This is a genomic window from Streptomyces sp. NPDC028305, from assembly GCF_055569495.1.
On the sequence record NZ_JBVHTN010000008.1, the window covers coordinates 164,743 to 183,814 of the forward strand.

Annotated in this window: 15 protein-coding genes; 11 read left to right on the forward strand and 4 right to left on the reverse strand. The window is 70.7% G+C overall.

All coding sequences use genetic code 11. The annotated features are described in order from the left end of the window. The first annotated feature begins 75 nt into the window (after positions 1-75). The 6 genes from ACZ4WQ_RS34145 (at position 76) to ACZ4WQ_RS34170 (ending at position 7,371) form a co-directional block, all read left to right on the forward strand. A complete protein-coding gene (locus tag ACZ4WQ_RS34145) occupies positions 76-1,500 on the forward strand; it encodes an L-fucose/L-arabinose isomerase family protein (protein WP_361193313.1) in 1,425 nt (474 codons plus the stop codon). Continuing rightward, the gene (locus ACZ4WQ_RS34150; protein ID WP_361193315.1) at positions 1,500-2,522 is read left to right on the forward strand and encodes a LacI family DNA-binding transcriptional regulator; all 1,023 of its coding nucleotides are present in this window, start codon (positions 1,500-1,502) and stop codon (positions 2,520-2,522) included. Before ACZ4WQ_RS34145 ends, ACZ4WQ_RS34150 begins: the two co-directional genes overlap by 1 nt. A gap of 190 nt (positions 2,523-2,712) precedes the next feature. Then, the gene (locus ACZ4WQ_RS34155) at positions 2,713-4,287 is read left to right on the forward strand and encodes a glycoside hydrolase family 28 protein (RefSeq protein ID WP_398375528.1); all 1,575 of its coding nucleotides are present in this window, start codon (positions 2,713-2,715) and stop codon (positions 4,285-4,287) included. Positions 4,288-4,335: 48 nt separating this feature from the next. Next, on the forward strand, positions 4,336-5,280 hold the full coding sequence (locus tag ACZ4WQ_RS34160; RefSeq protein ID WP_398375529.1) for a 4-hydroxybenzoate octaprenyltransferase: 945 nt from the start codon (positions 4,336-4,338) through the stop codon (positions 5,278-5,280). A gap of 24 nt (positions 5,281-5,304) precedes the next feature. Beyond that, a complete protein-coding gene (locus ACZ4WQ_RS34165) occupies positions 5,305-6,192 on the forward strand; it encodes an oxygenase MpaB family protein (RefSeq protein WP_385346371.1) in 888 nt (295 codons plus the stop codon). A gap of 147 nt (positions 6,193-6,339) precedes the next feature. Then, positions 6,340-7,371, forward strand: a complete 1,032-nt coding sequence (locus ACZ4WQ_RS34170; protein WP_358848967.1) for a LacI family DNA-binding transcriptional regulator — start codon at positions 6,340-6,342, stop codon at positions 7,369-7,371. A 9-nt stretch (positions 7,372-7,380) separates the two neighbouring features. Here the strand turns inward: ACZ4WQ_RS34170 and ACZ4WQ_RS34175 are convergent, their stop codons facing one another. Further along, positions 7,381-8,517 (reverse strand): NAD(P)-binding domain-containing protein, encoded by a 1,137-nt coding sequence (locus ACZ4WQ_RS34175; protein WP_398375631.1) that lies wholly within the window; start codon positions 8,515-8,517, stop codon positions 7,381-7,383. Between the two features lie 96 nt (positions 8,518-8,613). Here ACZ4WQ_RS34175 and ACZ4WQ_RS34180 point away from each other — a divergent pair, with 96 nt between their 5' ends. Then, positions 8,614-9,546: a hypothetical protein gene (locus ACZ4WQ_RS34180; protein WP_398375531.1), complete on the forward strand. Its 933-nt coding sequence runs from the start codon at positions 8,614-8,616 to the stop codon at positions 9,544-9,546. A gap of 320 nt (positions 9,547-9,866) precedes the next feature. Here the strand turns inward: ACZ4WQ_RS34180 and ACZ4WQ_RS34185 are convergent, their stop codons facing one another. Beyond that, positions 9,867-13,007, reverse strand: a complete 3,141-nt coding sequence (locus ACZ4WQ_RS34185; protein ID WP_398375532.1) for an AfsR/SARP family transcriptional regulator — start codon at positions 13,005-13,007, stop codon at positions 9,867-9,869. Between the two features lie 283 nt (positions 13,008-13,290). Between ACZ4WQ_RS34185 and ACZ4WQ_RS34190 the strand changes: the two genes are divergently transcribed. Together ACZ4WQ_RS34190 and ACZ4WQ_RS34195 are read left to right on the forward strand one after the other, a co-directional pair. Then, positions 13,291-14,544: a hypothetical protein gene (locus ACZ4WQ_RS34190; RefSeq protein ID WP_311730682.1), complete on the forward strand. Its 1,254-nt coding sequence runs from the start codon at positions 13,291-13,293 to the stop codon at positions 14,542-14,544. After that, positions 14,541-15,074, forward strand: coding sequence for a transcriptional regulator (locus ACZ4WQ_RS34195; RefSeq protein WP_398375534.1), 534 nt, complete (start codon positions 14,541-14,543; stop codon positions 15,072-15,074). The genes ACZ4WQ_RS34190 and ACZ4WQ_RS34195 overlap by 4 nt, the downstream gene beginning before the upstream one ends. Here ACZ4WQ_RS34195 and ACZ4WQ_RS34200 read toward each other — a convergent pair. After that, a complete protein-coding gene (locus ACZ4WQ_RS34200; protein ID WP_398375536.1) occupies positions 14,969-17,119 on the reverse strand; it encodes an ATP-binding protein in 2,151 nt (716 codons plus the stop codon). The genes ACZ4WQ_RS34195 and ACZ4WQ_RS34200 overlap by 106 nt on opposite strands. Before the next feature lie 301 nt (positions 17,120-17,420). Further along, the gene (locus tag ACZ4WQ_RS34205; protein WP_398375538.1) at positions 17,421-17,744 is read right to left on the reverse strand and encodes a hypothetical protein; all 324 of its coding nucleotides are present in this window, start codon (positions 17,742-17,744) and stop codon (positions 17,421-17,423) included. A gap of 236 nt (positions 17,745-17,980) precedes the next feature. Between ACZ4WQ_RS34205 and ACZ4WQ_RS34210 the strand changes: the two genes are divergently transcribed. Together ACZ4WQ_RS34210 and ACZ4WQ_RS34215 are read left to right on the forward strand one after the other, a co-directional pair. Continuing rightward, positions 17,981-18,844, forward strand: a complete 864-nt coding sequence (locus ACZ4WQ_RS34210) for a helix-turn-helix domain-containing protein (RefSeq protein WP_398375540.1) — start codon at positions 17,981-17,983, stop codon at positions 18,842-18,844. A 1-nt stretch (position 18,845) separates the two neighbouring features. Continuing rightward, positions 18,846-19,061 (forward strand): DUF397 domain-containing protein, encoded by a 216-nt coding sequence (locus ACZ4WQ_RS34215; RefSeq protein ID WP_398375542.1) that lies wholly within the window; start codon positions 18,846-18,848, stop codon positions 19,059-19,061. Positions 19,062-19,072: the final 11 nt, after the last annotated feature.

A 19,072-nucleotide genomic window follows, 5' to 3' on the forward strand; every position in this document is an offset into this window, starting at 1 on the left:
GGAGGGGCGGGACGGGGGAAACACCCCGGCCCGCCCCCCCCGATCGCACCAGGAAAGGAACGTGAGAGAACCACCATGACCGCACGTCTCCCCGCCGTCGCGCGCAAGCCGAGGATCGGGCTGGTCGCGGGCGGACTCGGGGCGTACTGGCCCCAGTTCCCCGATCTGCTCCCGCAGCTGCGCCGCTCCGCGGCCCGAGTGACCGAGCGCATGCGGGAGTTCGACGCCGAAGTCGTCGACGTGGGCTTCATCTCGGACGCCCAGGAGGGCGCGGAGGCCGCCGAGAAGCTCCGCGCGGCGGACTGCGACCTGATCGTCGGCTTCCTCACCACCTATATGACGGCCACCATGCTGGTGCCGATCGCCCAGCGCAGCGGCGCCCCCGTGCTGCTGATCAACCTCCAGCCCACCGAGTCCATGGACCACGACTCCTTCGACACCGGGGCCTGGCTCGCCTACTGCGGCGCGTGTCCGCTGCCGGAGATGGCGGGCGCCTTCGAACGGGTCGGGGTCCCCTTCCGCTCGGTGTCCGGATATCTGGAGGACGAGCGGGCCTGGGCGCGCATCGGCCGCTGGATACGGGCCGCCGGGGTGCGGTCCGTGCTGCGCCACGGGCGGCACGGGCTGATGGGACACCTGTATCCCGGGATGTACGACGTGTCCACCGACCTCACCATGGTCACCGGCAACCTCGGCGGCCATGTCGAGGTCCTGGAGTTCGACGATCTGCGGGTGCGGGTCCAGCAGGTGAAGGACGACGAGGTGGCGGCGAAGCTGGCCGAGACCCGCGAGGTCTTCGAGCTCGCCGACTCGGTCGTCGAGGAGGACCTGACCTGGGCGGCGCGGGTGGCGGTCGGCCTGGACCGGCTGGTGGCCGACTTCGACCTGGACTCGCTCGCGTACTACCACCGGGGCCTGGACGGCGAGATCCACGAGAAGCTGGGCGCGGGCATGATCCTCGGCTCCTCGCTGCTCACCGCGCGCGGTGTTCCGGCGGCGGGCGAGTACGAGCTGCGCACCTCGCTGGCCATGCTGATCTGCGACCGGTTCGGCGCGGGCGGCTCGTTCACCGAGCTCCAGGCGCTCAACTTCCGGGACGCGGTGGTGGAGATGGGCCACGACGGGCCCGGCCACCTGGCCATCAGCGAGCGCAAGCCGCTGCTGCGGGGCCTCGGTGTCTACCACGGTAAACGCGGCTGGGGCGTGTCCGTCGAGTTCGATGTGCGGCACGGCCCGGTCACGCTGGTCGGCCTGGGGCAGACCCGGGACGGCCGCTACAAGATCATCGCCTCCGAGGGCGAGGTGGTCGGCGGCCCGCTGCTGAGGATCGGCAACACCACCTCCCGCGTCGACTTCGGCTGTGACCCGGGGGAGTGGACCGACGCCTGGAGCGCGAGCGGCGTCGCCCACCACTGGGCGCTGGCCACCGGCCGGCTGCTGCCCGAGCTGCGCGCCCTGGCCGATCTCACCGGCCTGGAGCTTGTGGAAGTCGCCGCTTGATGGCACGGCCGGTGGGCATCAAGGAGGTGGCCCGCCAGGCCGGGGTCTCCGTCGGCACCGTCTCCAACGTCATCAACCGTCCGGAGTCGGTGTCGGAGGAAACCCGGGCCCGGGTGCTCGCCACCATCGAGCGGCTGGGGTATGTGCGCAGCGAGTCGGCGCGGCAGTTGCGGGCGGGGCGCAGCCGGATCATTTCGCTGCTGGTGCTGGACATGGCGAACCCGTTCTTCGTGGATGTGGCGAGCGGTGCGGAGCGGGCGGCGCGCGAGGCGGGGCTGGGGGTGATGGTGTGCAACAGCGCCCAGAGCCCCGAGGAGGAGGCCGAGTATCTGGGGCTCTTCTCCGAGCAGCGGGTGCGCGGCGTCCTGGTCACCCCGGCGGACATCAGCGGACGGAACCTGGAGTCGTTCCGGCGGCACGGCATCCCGTTCGTCTTCGTCGACCGGCTGGTGCCCAGCGCGGAGGGCTGCTCGGTCTCGGTCGACGATGTCACCGGCGGCGCCCTCGCCGCCCGCCACCTCCTCGACCAGGGCCACCGCTCCATCGCGTATGTCAGCGGCCCCATGCAGCTCGCCCAGTGCCACGACCGCCGCACCGGCGCGCTGCAAGCCCTGCGCGAGACAGGCCTGGGCGAGACGGCGCTGCGCCATGTGGAGGTCGAGCGGCTGGATGTGGCGGCGGGGCGGGACGCGGGGGCGCGGCTGCTGGGGATGTCGCCGCGGCCGACGGCCGTCTTCTGCGCCAACGATCTGCTGGCGCTGGGGGTGTTGCAGGCGCTGTACGGAGCCGGGGTGTCGGTGCCGGGGGATGTGGCGCTGGTGGGCTACGACGACATCGAGTTCGCGGCGGCGGCCGCGGTGCCCCTGACGTCCGTACGGCAGCCCGCGTTCCGGATGGGGCGTACGGCGGCGGAGTTGCTGATCGAGGAGACGGGGCAGGCGGCGGGCGCACACCGGCATCAGCGGATCGTGCTCCAGCCCGAACTCGTGGTCCGGGGATCGAGCCTGGCGCGGCTGCGCTGAACGCGCGTGGCTGCGCCCGGCCCATTGACAGCTCCTCTGCGCCTGTTACATTCCGAGTGAGAGATCCGATCTATCCGCACCGCGCCACCGTCTTTGGCTCACTGGATAGCAGGGATCATGGTTCAGCCTTCGGATACATCGGATCTGCCGCTATGAGCGATCAAGGCCGATACGCGAAGGAGAGAGAACGGTGAAGAGAATCGCCGCGTTAGCGGTGTTCGTGCTCGCGATCGTCTTCGGGCTGACACAGGCCCCCACACTGGCCGCCCCGGCCGCCGGCCGGGCCGCCACCTTCGACGTCAAGGACTACGGCGCGAAGGCCGACGGCTCGACGAACGACACCGGCGCGATCGAGAAGGCCATCAACGCCGCCAACGCCGCCGGCGGCGGGATCGTGGAATTCCCCTCCGGGCAGTACAAGTCCAAGAACACGGTCCACCTGAAGAGCGATGTGACCCTCCAGCTGGACTCCGGGGCCACCATCCTGGGGTCCAGCGCGGACACCTACGACAAGCCGGAGGCCAACCCGAACGACGACTACCAGGACTACGGACACAGCCACTTCCACAACGCGATGTTCTACGGCGACAAGCTCACCAACATCGGCTTCACCGGCTCCGGCACCATCGACGGCGCCGGAAACCTCATCACCGGCAACCCCGACTCCGGCGAGGCCGACAAGATCATCTCGCTGACCCGCTGCAAGGGCCTGACCCTCAGCGGCATCACCCTGCGGCGCGGCGGCCACTTCGCGGCCCTCATCAACGGCTGCGACGACGTGACCTCCGACCACCTCACCATCGACACCGCGAGCGACCGCGACGGCTGGAACATCATCAGCACCACCAATGTCACCGTCACAGACGCCGATATCGCCGCCAACGACGACGCGCTCGTCTTCAAGAGCGACTACGCCCTCGGCGCCAAGCTCCCCAACGGCCATGTGAAGGTGCGGGACAGCAAGCTGTCCGCGAAGTGCTGCAACGCCCTGATGTTCGGCTCCGAGACCTGCGGCGACTTCACCGACTACGACTTCCGGGACATCGCCATCACCGGTGCCGACAAGTCCGGCCTCGGCATGGTGTCCATGGACGGCTCCAACATCTCGGACGTCCACTACCGCGACATCACGATGACCGGCGTCCACTCGCCCATCATGCTGAAGATCGGGACGAGAAAGCGCTGCGGCAACAACCCGGGCGTCGGCCACATCAGCAACGTCACGTACGACAACATCACCGGAACGGGCAACAGCCCCTCCTTCAGCCCCACCCTGTGGGGTGAGTCGGGCGCGAACCACATCACGGACATCACCTTCAACAAGGTCGATCTGACCGTCCCCGGCGGCAACGACACCATGTCCACCGGCGTGCCCAGCAACGACGCCAAGGAGTACAACCCCAAGAGCATCGGCACCCGTCCGGCCTTCGGCTGGTACCTCCACAACGCGGACCGCGTCACCTTCACCGACAGCTCGGTGCGGTTCGCCGCCGACGACGGCCGCCCGGCGGTCATCGCCAACACCGGCAGCGGGCTGAAGTTCGACCACTTCACCGCCCAGCGCGGCGGCGACAGCCCCGCCGACGTCATGTTCCAGAGCGTCAGTGGCTACTGCCTGAGCGACAGCGCCGACACCTCGGGGCGCGCGCTGCGCGTGAGCGCGAGCGGCTCCACGGAGGGCTGCGCCCAGGAGTTGCCGCGGGTCGTGACGACCGCGGAGCGTGTCTCCCTGGAAAGGCGGGTAACTCGCCCTGGCCGGCGTTAGGTTGGGCCGATCGGCGTGCAATCCCCCTGGAAAGGGACATGAATCGGTATGACCGTCGCCTCACAAGCCCCGGCCCACGTCTCGACTCACGTCCCGGCCCAAGGCCGTGCCGCCCGGTTGGTGGGGCGGGCCCCCGCCGGGGTGCGGCCGTATCTGGAGTTACTGCGGCTGGACCGGCCGGTGGGGGCCTGGCTGCTGGTGGTGCCCGGATGGATCGCCCTGGGAGCGATCGCCGGGCCCCGGGACGGGGGCCTGCTCGGGCTGCTGCTCCTGGTCTACGGGGTGCTGTCGAGAGGAGCCGCCTGCGGGCTCAACGATGTGCTGGACGCGCGGTTCGACGCGCAGGTGCCGCGTACGGCGGGGCGGCCCGTCGCCTCCGGGCGGCTGGCGGCCGGGCGGGCACTGGTGCTGTGTGTCGTGGTGGGGGCCGCCGCTCCGCTGGTGATGGGGTTCTGGAGCGTGGAGGCCGTGGTGTGGGCGGCGGCCGGGGCGCCCCTCGCGGCGGTGTATCCGTATATGAAGCGGGTCACCCACTGGCCGCATGTGTGGCTGGGGATCACCATCAACTGGACGTTGCCGCTGGTGTACGGCCTGCTCACCGGAGGGCTCGGGCTCGGGGGCGGGGTGCTGTACGGGGCGCTGATCTGCTGGGCCGTGGGGACGGACGTGATCTACGCCTGCCAGGACCGGGAAGCCGATGTGCGGGCCGGGGTGCGGTCGGCCGCCGTGCTGCTGGGGTGCCGTAGCCGGGTGCTGGTGGGCGGCGTGTACGCGGGGTGTGTGGTGCTGCTCGCCTGGTTCGGCGTCGTGGCCGGGCTCGGGCCGCTGTACTGGCCCGGACTGTGCGTGGTCGCGGGGCAGTTGGGATGGCAGGTATGGCGGGCCGACCCGGCGGACGTCGGAGCCTGCGGGCGGGCGTTCGCCACCAACCCCCTGTGCGGACTGCTCATCCTCGTGGCCGTGCTCGCCGGGCGGATCGGTACCCTCGGCTGAGGGACACGGATCCTGGAGGTGCTGGTGGGACTGCGGGAACGGATCGCGGCGGAACTCACGGCGACCATGCACGGCGGGGATCTCAAGCTGGAGCGGTACGCGGGGCCGCCCGGTGATCCCGGGCTGTTCGGGATCGCGCCGGGGGACCCGGTGTGGCGGGTGCACGGGCAGGCCACCGGGATGCTCACCGGCGGGTTCGCCGCGCTCATGCTCCAGTCGCTGCATCCGCTGGCCATGGCGGGGGTCGACCAGCACTCCGACTTCCGCGCCGATCCGGTCGGGCGGCTGAACGGAACCGTACGGTTCATCACCACGACCACCTTCGGCTCCTCGGCCGCCGCCCGCGAGGTGATCGACCTCGTCCGGCGGATCCACACCCGGGTGCACGGCACCGCCCCCGACGGCCGGCCGTACCGCGCGGACGACCCCGACCTGCTCACCTGGGTGCACACCGCCGAGGTACGCAGCTTCCTCGCCGGCCACCAGACCTACGCACCCCGGCCGCTCCGGCTGACCCCCGCCGAGTGCGACGCCTATTACCGCCAAGCCGCCCCCATGGCCGAGGCGTTGGGCGCACGGAACGTACCGCGCACGTCCCTCGAAGCCGAGCGCTACCTGGCCCGCCTCCGCCCCCAACTCCACGCCACCCCGGCCGCGTTGGACTCGGTACTGTTCCTCCGCCGCTTCGGACGCACACGACGGGAGCGGCTGGTCGTAGGCCTGCTCACGAACGCCTCGGTCGGACTCCTCCCCGACTGGGCCCGCACCGAACTCGGCATCCACCGCCCGGCCCCCGTCCGCACCGGCTGGGACCGGCCCCTGGCGACGGCCGTCGGACGCACCCTCCAGTGGGGGCTCGGGCCCTCCCGGATCCAGGCCGCCGCACGGGGGCGGCTGGCGGAGGCGCGGTAGGGATGACGTCGAGACACCGGGCGCGGCCGGGCTTCCGCCCCCGCCCCCTGGGGTGGTGCGGGAAGAACCCGCCCCGGACGCCATAGCATGGGTCCCGCGGCCGCTACCGGCCGCGGAAAGGCGGGCGGGTCGAAGGTCGTGGGACGCATGGTAGGGATCAAGGACGTCGCGCGGCAGGCGGGCGTATCGGTCGGCACGGTCTCCAATGTGATCAACCGGCCGGAAATGGTCGCCGAGGCCACCCGCGACCGGGTGCACGCCGCGATCGAGCGGCTGGGGTATGTGCGCAGCGAGTCGGCGCGGCAGTTGCGGGCGGGGCGCAGCCGGATCATTTCGCTGCTGGTGCTGGACATGGCCAATCCGTTCTTCGTGGATGTGGCGAGCGGTGCGGAGCGGGCGGCGCGCGAGGAGGGGCTGGGGGTGATGGTGTGCAACAGCGCCCAGAGCTCCGACGAGGAGGCCGACTACCTCTCCCTGTTCGCCGAACAGCGGGTGCGCGGGGTCCTGGTGACCCCTGCCGACGCCACCGGGCGCAATCTGCGGAACTTCCGCCGCCACGACATCCCTTACGTGTTCGTGGACCGTGAGGTCCCGGACGACGAGGCCTGTTCGGTGTCCGTGGACGACGTCGAGGGCGGCGCCCTCGCCGGCCGTCATCTGCTCGCGCAGGGACACCGCGCCCTGGCCTACGTCAGCGGCCCGATGCAGCTGCCCCAGTGCCAGCACCGGTACGAGGGCATGCTCACGGCGCTCGCCGAGGAGGACATGGAGCGGGAGGAGCTGGTCCACATCGAGGCCGAGCGGCTCGATGTGGCGGCGGGGCGCGACGCGGGGGCGCGGCTGCTGGGGATGTCGCCGCGGCCGACGGCCGTCTTCTGCGCCAACGACCTGCTGGCCCTGGGGGTGCTCCAGGCGCTCTTCTCGGCCGGGGTCTCGGTGCCGGGCGATGTGGCGCTGGTGGGCTACGACGACATCGAGTTCGCCTCGGCGGCAGCGGTGCCGCTGACGTCCGTACGTCAGCCCGCGTTCCGGATGGGGCGTACGGCGGCGGAACTGCTGATCGACGAGACCGGCGAGGACGCGGACGCCCACCGGCACCGGCGCATCGTCCTCCAGCCGGAGCTGGTGGTCCGCGACTCGACCTTCGCGGTCCACGGCCGCCCCGGCCGCGGGGCGTAGGGCGCCCTCTCAGACCGACGAGACCAGTGCGGGGGCGCTCCCGGGAGCGGCCGCGAGCAGCTCCCGGATCTCGTGTACGGCGGCCCGCCCGGCCCGGTTGGCGCCGACCGTGCTGGCCGACGGGCCGTAGCCGACCAGGTGGACACGGGGGTCACGGAGCGCCCTCGTTCCCTCGACCGCGATCCCGCCTCCCGGCTCCCGCAGCCTCAGCGGGGCGAGGTGGTCGATGGCGGCGCGAAAGCCCGTGGCCCACAGGATCACGTCGGCATGCACGGACCGGCCGTCCGCCCAGACCGCCCCGTCCGGGGTGATCCGCTCGAACATCGGCTGCCGGTCCAGCACCCCCTTCTCACGGGCCCGCTCCATCGCCTCGGTCATGGGCAGCCCGGTCACGGACACCACGCTCAGCGGCGGCAGCCCGCGCCGCACCCGCTCCTCCACCATCGCCACGGCCGCCCGCCCCTGCTCCTCACCAAAAGGCCCGGAGCGGAAGACGGGCGGCCGGCGCGTCACCCAGGTGGTCTCCGCGGCCACCTCGGCGATCTCGAGTAGGTGCTGCACACCGGAGGCCCCGCCCCCGACGACGATCACCCGCTGCCCCGCGAACGCCTCCGGTCCCGGGTACTGGGCGGTGTGCAGCTGCCGCCCGCGGAACGTGGCCTGCCCGGGGTAGCGGGGCCAGAACGGGCGGTCCCAGGTGCCGGTCGCGTTGATCAGCGCGCGCGTGGACCACACGCCGGCCGAGCTCTCCACCCGGAGCCGCCCGCCGTCCCCCTCGCGTACCGCCGCGACATCGGCCGGGCGGACGATCCGCAGATCGAAAGCGGACTCATAGCGGGTGAAGTACTCCGTGATGACCTCGGACGACGGCCGGCCGTCGTCCGCGCCGGTCAGCCGCATGCCCGGCAGGTCGTACATCCCGTGCACCTTGCCGTACGTCAGCGAGGGCCAGCGGAACTGCCAGGCGCCACCCGGGCCGGGGGAGTGGTCGAGCGCCACAAAGCCGGTGCCCGGCTCGTACCCGGCCCGCCGCAGGTGATAGGCGCTGGACAGCCCGGCCTGCCCGGCGCCGATCACCACGACGTCCACCTCGCGCACCGCAGCCATGTCGTTCACGCTTCTACTAACTACGGCATGCGGCCGGATCTTCCCGCCGGGCCGCCTTCGTCGCCGACGCGACGGGACGGTAGGGTCCGACCCCTTGGGCGGGGGCTACGGGGAGGGTGTTCGATGGTTGCGCGGGTGTCGAGTCATACGCGGCGATGGGCCGCCGCCCTGCTGGCCGCGGTGGCGGTGGCGGTGGCGGGCTGCGGCTCCGGCGGGGACGTGCCCGGGCCCCCCGGTGTGAAGGGGGTGCCGGAGGTCAAGGAGGAGAAGGACCTGCCGGACCTCCCGCTCGACAGTTACCGGCTCGACACCGAGGAGAGCAGGAGGTTCGGCAAGGCGCAGCGCCTTCTGGCCCAGCGGTGCATGATCCGCCTCGGATTCACCGACTTCCCCGCCGACCCCAAGCCTCTGACCCCTTCCACCCCGGGAGTGACGCTCGTCGTCAGCGCCATGCCGACATCGCTGGGCGCATTCGACCTCGACCACGCCAAGCGCTGGGGCTACGGCTGGGAGCCGAGGCCCCGTAAGTCCTTGGAGCCGACCGGACGGGCGATGACCCAAGCGGAGTTCGCGGCCCTGTACGGCATGTCCGGTAACGGAGCCATACCGAGCGAGGGCAAGTCCCGCGAGCGGGGATGCTCGGACAAGGCCAACGGGCAACTGCTCAAGGGTGTCGCGGACTCCAGACGCATGTGGACCTTTCCCTCCGGGCACGATGCCGCCCTGCGGAAGGCGGTGGGGAAGGACCAGCGGGTGCGCCGGGCTCTCGCCACCTGGTCGGCGTGCGTCGTGGACAAGGGCGGCAAGCGGTTCGCGGATCCGATGGCCGCGTACAGCGACAAGGGGTGGATGCGAGACAAGGACGGCAACACCCGGCACACCCGGCGGGAGGTGGCCACGGCCGTTGCCGACGTCGAGTGCAAGCGAGAGCAGAACACCCTCGGCGTGTGGTGGGCCGCCCTTGCCAAGCGTCAGCGTGCCGACATCGAGCGGAACAAGGGCAACTACCAGGCGGTCCGCGACGATCTGGATGTGTTGCGGAGCAATGTGCGAAAGGCGCTTGGGTGATCGGCTTCGGGGTGAAGGTGTAGAGTCGATCAAGGACCGCCGGTCATGTGACCGAGTGTCAAATCCCCAACTTTTACAGAGGTCTTGGTGCATCGCACTCTCAAATCCGTCGCAGCCGCAGCCGCTGTTGTTGCCGCGCTCGCCATAGGAGCCATCGCGCTGAGCGTGGATGGCGCGAGCCCGGCCGGCCAGTCGACGACTGTGCAGGCCAGAGAGTCGCAGTGGATGTGGGTGACGCCGCCCGGAGCGGGCAGCCGCCTGGTGGCCGCATGAGTGCCTGACCTGGCTTCCGGCCCGGTGAAACCGGCTCCTGTATGCCTTCAGGAGCCGGTCAAGCCCTGGTTCGCGAGGAGAGACCGGAGTGTTTCCGCCTCCGTCTCGGCTTCGAGACTTCGGTACAGAGCGATCGCCTGATCGCCATACCGGCGGGCCCGTTCGACGTGGCCCAACAGCAGGGCGGTGCGTGTGAGCCCGGCGAGCGCGTGTGCGGAGCCGAGGGGGAAGTCGGCGGTTCGGGCGATGTCCAGGGCTTGTTCGAAGAGTGTCAGGGCATCGCCGAGCCGGCCCGACTCCCGCTGGACATCGGCCATCCCGAGCAATGCGCGCTGGCGCTCGTAAGCGTTGTCGATGCCGCGCGCCACTTCTTCGGCCATGGTGAAGTGCAGCAGGGCCTCGCGTCCGCGTTTTGTCGCGGCGTACGCCGTGCCCATGCTGATCAGCACGTTCACCTCGCCCAGGGCGTCGTGGCCGGCCCGGTGGCTGTCGAGTGCGCGCTGAAAGCAGGCGAGCGCTCGATCCGTCCGCCCGGTCGCCTGGAAGACGGCGCCCAGGTTGGTGTCCAGGATGGCCAATTCCTGGCGGGCGCCTCGCCGCTGGGCGAGTGCCAATGAGCGCTCGTAGTAGTGGCGGGCTTCGTCGTAGCGGCCCTGGTGGAATTCGTATTCCCCCAAATTGTTGAGAGCCTTCACCTGCCCGGCCTCGTCCTGAAGCGCCTCGTACAGGGAGAGCATGGCCCGGACATTCTGGAGGGCGTCGCCGTAGCGACCCGCGTAATACAGCGCCGCCCCCTGCACGTTGAGGCATTCCGCCTCTCCCGACCGATCGCCGACCGTCCGGTACACCGCCAATGCCTCGTCGAGCGTGCGCAGGGCGATATCTCCGCGGCCCCCGGCCAGGTGGGCGCGACCCTGCTGGAGGAGGGCGTCGGCGCAGCCGTGTGGATCGTCGAACTCCTGGAAGAGAGCGAGGGCTTCCGTCGCGCACTGCTGGGCTTCGTCGTGCTGTCGCTGCGCCGACACCTCCGCGCGCTCCACGAGGGTTCGGGCGAGCGCCGCCCGGTCGCCTCGTGAGCGGAGGGCGGACACCGCCGCGTCGTAGAGCTCGGAGGCGATGCCCCAGGTGCCCCACAGCTTGAGCGAGGTGGCCAGGGCGTGCGGGAAGAGCGCGGCATGGCTCGGTGACTCGGCGGCGGACACGCGGGCGACGGCCAGGAGGTTGGCGCGTTCCAGGGAGAGCCACACCGTCGCCTCGTCCGCGTCGGTGAACCGGGGCGCGTCCGTGTACTCCCGCTCCGGTGGCAGGGGCAGTGGGTGACGGGACGGATGGGCGAGGTGGGCGGCACGGTGGGTGGCGGTGAGGTAGTAGTCGAAGAGCCGGTCGACCGCTTGGCGGCGGACGGCTTCCGACTCCACCTCGGAGCAGATCTGGAGGCCGAAGGCGCGGCCGAGGTCATGGAACCGGTAGCGGTCGCGGATGGGCTCTTCCAGCAGGTGGCCGTCCAACAGCGCCTCCAAGCTCTTGCGGACCGGCGCGGCGTCCGGCCCGGTGAGCGCGATCGCGGCGTGGAGGGTGATGTCGGGGCCCGGGTGCAGGGCGAGGAGGCGGAACAGCCGTTGTGCCGGACCGCTGAGCTCGGCGTAGGAGAACCGAAAGGCCGACGCGACCGCGTCGTCGAATTCCTCCAGGGGGTCCGCGGCCTGGGTCAGCCGGTCGAGGAGGTGGTGGAGGTCCCAGGAGTCCCGGTGCCGGAACCGGCTGGCGAGCCACTGGAGGGCGAGGGGGTGGCAGCCGCAGGCCGCGACGACGTCTCTGAGCGCCGTGGCGTCGACGGACAGGCGGGCACGGCCCGCGATGCGGGTGAAGAGGGCGGCGGCCTCCGCCTGCGACAGCACGTCCAGGAACAGCGAGGTGGCACCGTCCAGCCCGGCGAGCCGGTTCCGGCTGGTCACGATCACCCGGCAGGTGGGAGCGCCGGGCAGCAGGGGCAACACCTGCGCGGAGTCCCGGGCGTTGTCGAGGATCACGAGCACGCGGCGGCGCGCCGTCCACTGTCGCCATTTGGCAGCCCGCTCGTCGATGGAATCGGGGAGCGGCCCGGGCGATTCGGATGCCTGGAGCAGGGCCGCCAGCGCCTCCGCGGGGTCGTGCGGCGGGCGGTCGCTGTACGCGTGCAGATCGAGGTAGAACATCCCGTCGGGGTAGGTTGTACGCAACTCGTACCCCGCGCGAAGGGCCAGCGCGGTCTTGCCGACCCCGGGCATGCCGTGGATGACGGTGAGGGGCAGGGAGGCCGTGCCGCTGTCCGAGGAGGCCTGGTCCGCGAGCAGGATGCGCAGTTCGGCTGCGCGTCCCGTGAAATCCCGGGTGACGCGCGGAAGATTGTTGGGGGCCGCGGCGGTATCCGCTTCGGTATCGCGGTGTGTCTCCAAGAGGGCACGATCTTGCTTGAGGATGCGCTCATGGAGCTCCCGGAGCTCCAATCCTGGCTCGATTCCCTGCCCGTTCTTCAGAAGCCGGCGTGTGGTCAGGTACAGGGCGAGCGACTCGTCGTGCCGTCCGCAGCGGTAGAGCGCCAGCATGAGGGAGCAGATCACCTTCTGCGCGAGAGGATTCTGTGCGGCGAGTTCCTGGAGTTCGCCCACGAGATCCGCGTGCCGCCCCAACTCCAGCTCCAGGCGGATTCGTTCCTCCCGCACCAGGCGGTGGTCCTCGATGAGCCGGGCGCGGGCCGAGGCCGCCCAGGCGCAGCCGAACTCCGTCAACGGTTCACCACGCCACAGGGCTTCAGTGGTGCGGAGCAGGCGAATGGCCCGCCCCCGCTCACTCCGCTCAGCGGCCGCCCTCGCTTCCGTACGGAGCTTCTGGAAGCGCAGCAGGTCGATGGCGTCCGGGGCGGCCCGGAGCTGGTAGAGCCCGGGGGAGGGGCGTTTCACCTCGGCGAGATCGCCGACGGCCCTGTTGAGGCGTCCGCGCAGCCGTGACAGATAGCTGTGCAGCGTGTCCAGGGCCGTCCGGGGCGGGTGTCCGTCCCAGACCCGGTCCATCAGCGTTTCGGCCGTGACCGGCTCACCCCGGGCATGGATCAGTACGGCCAGCACGCACCGTTCTTTCACCGAGCCGAGTGCGTGTTGTCGATCGTGATGCCATAGTTCAAGGGGTCCCAGAGCAAGAAGTTCCACCATCGCCCCCGATGGGTGTGCTACTTCCTGCCGCCTCCGGCAGCGCCCGCACCTTCGCGTGACACTCAATTTACTGTTGCCGTCCACCCGGGGGTAGCGGACAGAGGCGCACGGGTGCGCGACGGGGCGCACATGCGCCATGGTCATTTCCCACACGTGGAGTGCAGGATTCCTGCAAGTCGGCCATCCACCCCGGAGGGCAGCGACGTTGTGGCGACAGAGGAACGTCGCCGCCGACGGGACCGAACAACCGGTCCGGAGTAGGGAACCGGGGGGATTGACCTCGATGAACGTGGTTTTACAAGGAGTGCACGGGCCTCACGTGCCGGTGCGCCTGGACGTCGAGCGCTGGGCCACATGCCGGATCCGCAGGAGGGTCCTGGCGGTGGTGCACACCGTGACCGCCGGGCGGCGGCTGCTCGACGCGGTCCGGCTGCTGGAGGGCGACTCCCGAGTGCAAGTGGTGTTCACCGCGGCGCCCGACGTGTTCAGCAACGGTGTGGCAGCCTTCCTGAACGGGCTCAAGGGGCTGGTGCTGCCGTGGAGCCAGGCGGTGCAGACGCCGTTCGACCTCGCGCTGGCCGCGGGCCACGGCAGCCTCCACGAACTGCACGCTCCCGTGATCGTGCTCCCGCACGGCGCCGGGCACAACAAGATCGTCCCTGGGGCGAACCGGGGCCACCGGGTGGCGCAGCGAGGGGTGTACGGCCTCAGCAGGCAGCGGCTCGTCCGGGACGGTGCGCTGGTTCCCGAGACGCTTGTGCTGGCGCATCAGGAGGAGCTGACCCGACTCGGCCGCGAATGCCCCGAGGCACTGCCTGCCGCGGAGGTGGTGGGCGACCCCTGCTTCGACCGCATCACCGCGAGCCTTCCCTCGCGGGCGCTGTACCGAGAGGCCCTGCGCGTCCGGGCCCATCAGCGGCTGGTCCTGGCCTGCTCCACCTGGGGACCCGACTCGCTGCTCGGACGGCGGGAGGAACTGCTGGCGCGGCTGGTCGGCGAGCTGCCGCGCGAGGAGTACCGGGTCGCCGTGCTGTTGCATCCGCACGTATGGAACGCCCACGGCGAATGGTCGATCCAAAGCTGGCTGGCCGGCCTCGTCCGGCTGGGGCTCACCGTGATCAGCCAGTACGCCGACTGGGTCGGGGCGCTTGTCGCGGCGGACTACATCGTGGGCGACCACGGCTCCGTCTCGTTGTACGGTGCGATGACAGGCGCTCCCGTGCTGCTGGCCAGTGTCCCCGACGCGCATGTGGATCCCGCGTCGCCACTCGCCGAGTTGAGTTCGTTCGCGCCCCGGATACAGGACGACCGGCCGCTCATCAGGCAGCTCCACCGTAGCTCCGTGACCTACCGGTCGGACCGCCACCAGGGGGTCGCCGCGCGGATCAGCTCGGAGCCGGGGCGGTTCGCCCGGAAGATGCGTGCGCTGATGTACCGCAAGCTGCGGCTGCGGGCTCCCGCGGCCCGGCCGGTCGCGGAGCCCGCGCGGCTGCCGTTCGCGGTGCACTACGACGAGCCCGGCAGCGTTGTGTCATGACCGCGCTGAGAATGGTGGTGTCCGAGCAGGCCGAGGGGCAGGAGGCGGTGCGCCGCATCCGAGGCGTGCTGAAGCACCCGGAATCGGGCGCCGAGATCGTGGACGAGCATCTACGGGTGGAGCTCCCGGCCCCGGGCACGTGGTCGACGCTCGCCGATGTGCTGCTGGCCACCGGCGAGGGACAGGCCGGGCTCGCCGAGCTGCGGGCCCGCCACCCGGGCGCGCTGGTGGTCGCGGTGCACCACGGCCCCCGGTGCCGGCTGTGGCTCGGGCCCGGCGGCCATACGCTCGCCCTCCGGGCCCGACGGCCCTCGCCGGTGCCACCCTGGGGCCTCTGGGCTTCCCTGGCCCACACCTGGCTGGTGGCCGGACTGCCGGTCACGGCACTGGCATCGGTGGTGGTGCGGCTGCCGCTGCCGGGGGTTCAGCCCTCGGCGCGGTGCTCCCACTGGGCGAGCCGTGCCTGTACCGCCTGGGCGGCCTCCGACTCCGCGCGGCCCACCGATCCGTACAGATCAAGTGCCTCCTGATAGTGGCCCCGGGCGAGGTCCGGCAACCCGCGCCGCTCGGCGAGCCGGGCCAGGCTCTCCAGGGTGCGGGCCGTCTCGTAGTCGGCGGCCATGCCACGCAGTGTCGTGAGCGCTGTGGAGAGCAGGCCTTCCGCCGGGTCGAGCAGGTCCCGGGCGAGGTACGCGCGGCCGAGCAGTGTGGCCGCGCGTGCCGCGTTGTACGCGTCGCCCGCCTCGCGCAGCGTCGCGCAGGCGGCCTCGGCGTCGGTGGTCGCCTTCTCGAGCAGCCCCTGCGCGAGCGCGACATCGGCCAGGTTGAGCCGGGCCAGACCGCCGGCCCGTCGGTCGCCGCACGCCGGCAACTCCGCGGCGGCACGCTCGAAGAGCTCGGCCGCCTGGTCGAGGCGGCCGAGTCTTTGGTGCGCCAGCCCCTGATAGTTGAGGGTGCGAGCGTAGCCGAGCGAGTTGTCGGCGGCGCGGAACGTCCGCGCCGCTCGCTCGAACATCTCAAGGGCGCGTTCATGGCTTTCCAGACCGAGCTCACCCACCCCGCCGGAGGTGAGCATCCGGCACTGTGCGGCCGTGTCGCCCAACTCCTCGGCCGCCACCAGCCCTTCCCGGTGCGCGGCGCGCCACTGGTCGTAGAACTTGCGCCGCAGGAACAGCGGCCACAGGGCGTCCGCGAGCTGCCAGGCGACGGCCGGGAAGCCCGCGGGGCGCGCGCGGTGGATCACGGTCATCAGATTGGGCAGCTCACTCTCCAACCAGTCCAGCGCACCCTCGGCATCGTCGCCGAGGTCCGCCGTGATCACCGGGCCGGGACCGTAGCCGCGGGGCATCGTGCGATGCTGAGGGTCGACGATCTCCTCGGCGCGGGTGGCGGTGGCGAGATAGTGGTCGACCATGCGGCGCAACGCCGCGGCGCGCTCCTCGGGTGACTCCTCCTCCTCGGCCTTCGCCGTGGCGTGCAGCCGCACCAGATCGTGGAACCGGTAGCGTTCCTCCCCGGCGTCGATCAGCAGATTCGCGTCGTGGAGCGCGTCGAGCACCTCTGTCGCATCCCTGACCAGTGCCGCTTCGGCCACCGTGGATCCGAACTCCGGTCCCGGGTGCAGCCCGAGAAGCCGGTACAGGCGTGCGGCATCAGGCGACAGCCCCTGATACGACAGGTCGAGCGCCGCCCGTACGTTGTGGTCGCCTTCGATGGCCAACGCCTCCAAACGGCCGCGCTCCTCGGTGAGGGCGCGGACCATCGTCGTGATCTGACGCCGCGGGCGCGCCGCGAGCCGGGCGCCGGCGACACGTACCGCCAGCGGCAGCCCGGCGCACAGTTCGACCAGGGCGCGGGCTTCGTCGGGCTGGGCGGCCACCCGGCCGTCGGCGAGGGTGACCTCCAACAACTCGACCGCCGCCTCCGTGGCCAGGGGCTCGAGATGAAGTGAGTGGCAGCCGTCCACGGTCAGGCCCGGCATCCGCCGGCGGCTGGTCACGGCCGTGATGCTCTGGCCCCCCGGCAGCAGCGGCCGGACCTGGGCGGCGGTGGCGGCGTCGTCGAGCAGTACGACAAGCCGTCTGCTCGCCGTCAGGGAACGGTACAGCGCCGCTCGGTCGGCGAGGGCCGTCGGCATCTGCCTGGCCGGGACGCCGAGTGCACGCAGAAATCGGCCCACCACCTCATCGGGAGCCGCGGGACCGCTCGGGGACTGCGCGCCCAGGTCCGCGTAGAGCTGGCCGTCGGGAAAGTGCGGGCGCAGCGTGTGCAGCCAGGTCAGGGCGACCGCCGTCTTGCCGACCCCGCCAAGACCGCTGACCGCGGCAAGCGTGAGACAGCCTTCGCGGGCACTGCGGGCGCGGTGCTGCTCCAGCGCTGCCAGCTCAGCCGTGCGGTCGGTGAGGCGCACCAATGGCGGCAGCTGCCAGGGGGTTTGCGGTGTTCGCCCATGGTCGGCTCGCTCCGCGCCGGCCTCGGCGCGAATGTGGATGCCGCCGTACACCGTCCCTGCCTGGACCGCGGGTCCGTGCACCGTGCCGCTCAGCTCGTTGTGACCGTGCTCTTGCCCCCGCATTGAATCCCCCTCCGAAGGCGTGAGTAACGGATTCCGCACGACATCCTTTCCGTGTATGCGACCGATATCCATGGTGAGGGAAGACGGCCGTCTTGCGAATGATCGGGCGCACAGAGGCCAACGACAGGAGCGGCGTCATCGGCACACGTGTTTCAGACGGGTCGGATTCCGCATGGCAGCGCGCCGCGCACAGCGTGTGGGATACATCCACCCCTGGAGCGCGGGGGACGCCCCGCGCCCGGTGCTGGCCGAAACGCCGAGGTCCGACACCGGATTGCGCCCCGTCGTCGGTGACGTTGATCTAACCGCGGCCTGCGGCCGGATCTTCCCGCCCGGCGTCGGCTGTCGGGATCCGCATCCCACGGCTCTCGGCGACGCGCAGCGCGTCGTACAGCGCCTCGGCCAGCCGGTGGGAGAGAAACCGGAGCTCCCGGGCGGACACATGGCGGGTGCGCAGCAGCTCGCGCGCGTGCTTGAGGAGATCGCTGCCGGTGTTGAGCTGGACCTCCTCCATCTCGTCGGCCAGCTTCGACAGGCGGCTGTTGGCGCCGCCGTCGGTGACGAGGTAGCAGGGCTGTCCGTTCGCTCCGGGCCAGGGGAGCAGGCGGGGACGGGATGCAGGCATGGCGGCTCCACGGTGTGCGAGGTGCTGGTGGGCTGGTGTCCGCTACGGCAGGTGATGAAGCGATAGCGGAAACAGCTTCGGGTGCATAAGAGATAGTGCGCAAGGTGACAGATAATTTCCGCCCTAGATGGCATATGTGACCGAGTGGGCCGGTAGCTCCTGGAGAGCGACTTTCGGTGCCAGACTCAGACCCCGCACCAGAGCATGGAAAGCTCGACCCACCGGGAGGCATACTCGTGGCAGCACCAACGGGACCGACGGTCCGTCGCATGCAACTCGGCTGGGAGCTCAAGCGGTTGAGAGATAAAGCCGGATTCACCCTCGCGGAGGCGGTGGACGGGTTGACGTTCTCCACGACGAAGCTCTACCGCGTGGAGAACGGCCTCTCGGCGCTGCCCAAGGCAGCTGACCTGCGGGCGCTGTTGGACCGATACGGGGTGGAGGACGAGGAGGACGTGGACTTCCTCACGGACATCCACCGGGACTCGCTTAACCGGGGCTGGTGGTCGCTCTTCCGCAGTGTCCTGCCGTCCGGGATGGGAATGTACATCGGGCTGGAGAGCGGTGCCCGTAGTGTCCGGGCCTGGCAGCCGAACGTGGTGCTGGGCCTCCTCCAGACCGAGCGCTACGCCCGGGAGATGTTCCAGGCCGCCAAACCGGTCCACGAGACGACGACCGAATTCGTGGAGCGAAACATTCAGGTCCGCATGGAGCGCAAACGGGCACTGACGCGTAAAAGTGAGCCGTTGGAGCTGTGGGTCATCCAAGATGAGGCGGCCCTGCGGCGGGTGGTCGGCAGCCCGGAGGTGATGCGCGAGCAGTACGAGGAGATCTTGAAGCTCTCCCAACTCGACAATGTGACGGTCCAGATCCTGCCGATGGCCACCGCCGCCTATCGGTCGGCCTCCAACTTCAGCCTGATGGAGTTCGGCACGCCGCTGCCGACGGTCGTCCAGATCGACAGGGCCGACGGGTCGGATATCAGCGACAAGGACACCACGGTCTGGTCCTTCTCCCGCAGGCTCGACGCTTTGCGGGCGGGGGCGCTCGCCCCCGGTGAGACACCTGCATTTCTGCAACGACTAGCGAGGGAGATCTGACATGACACATCACATAGCATCCGATGTCGCTTCGGAGGACGCGTGGTTCAAGTCCTCCTACAGCCAGAACGAGGGCACCGCCTGCGTCGAGATCGCCCACCTCCCCCGTACCGCCCAAGTCGCGATCCGTGACTCCAAGGAGGGCGTGACCGGCCCCGCCCTGGTCGTCTCCGCCGCCGCCTGGGCCGCGTTCATCACTGGCGTACCGGGGCGGTAGGGACCCACCTC